The sequence below is a fragment of the Vibrio sp. Vb0304 genome (genome assembly GCF_033338995.1).
GTDB classification, from domain to species: Bacteria; Pseudomonadota; Gammaproteobacteria; order Enterobacterales; family Vibrionaceae; genus Vibrio; species Vibrio alginolyticus.
This window is the reverse complement of sequence record NZ_JAWOTT010000075.1, coordinates 1-1,728: the sequence shown is the minus strand read 5'-3', so window position 1 is coordinate 1,728 and position 1,728 is coordinate 1. Positions and strand designations below refer to the sequence as shown.

Below are 1,728 nucleotides of genomic sequence, written 5' to 3'. Positions count from 1 at the left end.
TTCAGGTAATTCCCACTTGTGAGCGATGTTGGTCATCTCGTCATGGTCGATAGAATTAATAGACATATTTCCTCCGAACACACCATGTTTTGGACAGCTAATCTATAGCAAACCCACTGTGCGGAGGTAAGAAAAACAGTGGGGAAATGTGACCCCTCCCGACCTTTCATCAACTCGTTAATAGATTCATCACTTACCTTTTGCCAAAGGCCAAATTTACGATTAAATTTGAAAAATTCCCCCTAAGAAAAGTGTGCTGATCCAGCTCTCACTTTTGCCTTTTTTTATCACACTCTCGTAACCAAAATTCGACTTTTTCTTTCATTCAAGTTTCGAGTCACTTCACCTATTCGGTCGATTACGCTTTCTTCTCATTTGCACATACGATAATGATAATAATTATCTTTTGTATTGGTTGGGTATTTTTAATGAGTGAGATTAATTTAAGTCACGCCTTTCACAGCGATCCGGTCATCCAGATCCGAGATTTGTGCGTGGACTACATCACCGACAATGGTGACTTTAATGCGGTGAAATCGGTCAGCTTTGATATTGGAAAAGGCGAAGTATTCGGCCTTGCTGGGGAATCTGGATGCGGAAAGAGTACCATCGCTTTTTCGATCAATCGTCTGCACAAGCCGCCCGCGTTTATCTCTGGTGGACAAATTCTGTTCCAAGGTAAGGACATCTTACGTTTGTCCGATAAGGAGCTAAGCGCGCTGCGTTGGAGCGAAATCGCCATGGTATTCCAAAGTGCCATGAACTCGCTTAATCCGGTACTGACCATTCAAGAGCAGTTTGCGGACGTCCTACGTCATCATCAAGGACTCAGCAACGAGCAAGCCAAAGATCGCGCCGAAAAACTGCTCGATTTGGTGAACATCCCTCGAGATCGACTGGGTGAATATCCGCACCAGTTCTCTGGAGGAATGCGCCAGAGGCTGGTTATTGCCATCGCGCTGTCTTTAAACCCTAAGCTCATCATTATGGATGAACCAACGACAGCGCTTGATGTGGTGGTGCAGCGAGAGATCCTGCAGCAAATTTATCAGCTGAGAGAAGAATTTGGTTTCTCAGTTCTTTTCATCACCCACGATTTAGCCTTGATGAGCCAATTGTGCGACCGCATCGCCATCATGCGCCATGGTGAGATCGTAGAAGTCAATCACGCTTACGAGATCCGCAATCACCCACAACCCCCTTACACCCCAAAATTGTGGGCCTCGTTCCCCAATATTCACGATGTTCACAAGCAGCCAGAGCAACAAGGAGCACCAGCATGAGTCAACCGATCATTCAAATGAAAAACGTGATCAAAGAGTTCACTGTGGGCGGTGGCTTTGCCAAAGAAGAGACTTTTCGAGCGTTGCAAGGCGTCAGTTTTGATCTTTACGCTGGGCGAACATTGGCTCTCGTTGGCGAATCAGGCTGCGGTAAAAGCACGTGTGCAAGGCTAATCACAAAGGTTTACCCAGCGAGCGAAGGGGAAATTCTATTTAACGGCACCAACATCAATGACATCACCTCACGACACGATATTCAAGATTATCGCAGTAAGGTACAAATGGTGTTTCAAGACCCTTTTGGATCGCTGAACCCTACCCACACAATTCGTCATCATCTAACTCGCCCGTTGAAAATCCACAAGCAGGTGCAGCATGACCGCGAGATCCCGGCGAGATTGGAGGAACTTCTCAAGCTGGTGGAATTGCCAGAAGAGACGTTAAA

At 46.3% G+C, this 1,728-nt stretch carries 2 protein-coding genes; both read left to right on the top strand.

Translation table 11 applies throughout. The features are described from left to right. Positions 1–428 precede the first annotated feature (428 nt). Positions 429–1,283: an ABC transporter ATP-binding protein gene (locus R7P35_RS23850; RefSeq protein ID WP_318092801.1), complete on the top strand. Its 855-nt coding sequence runs from the start codon at positions 429–431 to the stop codon at positions 1,281–1,283. Further along, positions 1,280–1,728: ATP-binding cassette domain-containing protein (locus R7P35_RS23845; RefSeq protein WP_318092799.1), on the top strand; the 449-nt coding region annotated here is incomplete at its 3' end. The genes R7P35_RS23850 and R7P35_RS23845, both read left to right, overlap by 4 nt.

What these genes read in the sequence shown, in the direction of transcription:
- R7P35_RS23850 (WP_318092801.1), top strand. Translation starts at nt 429, where the DNA reads ATGAGTGAGATTAATTTAAGTCACGCCTTTCACAGCGATCCGGTCATC.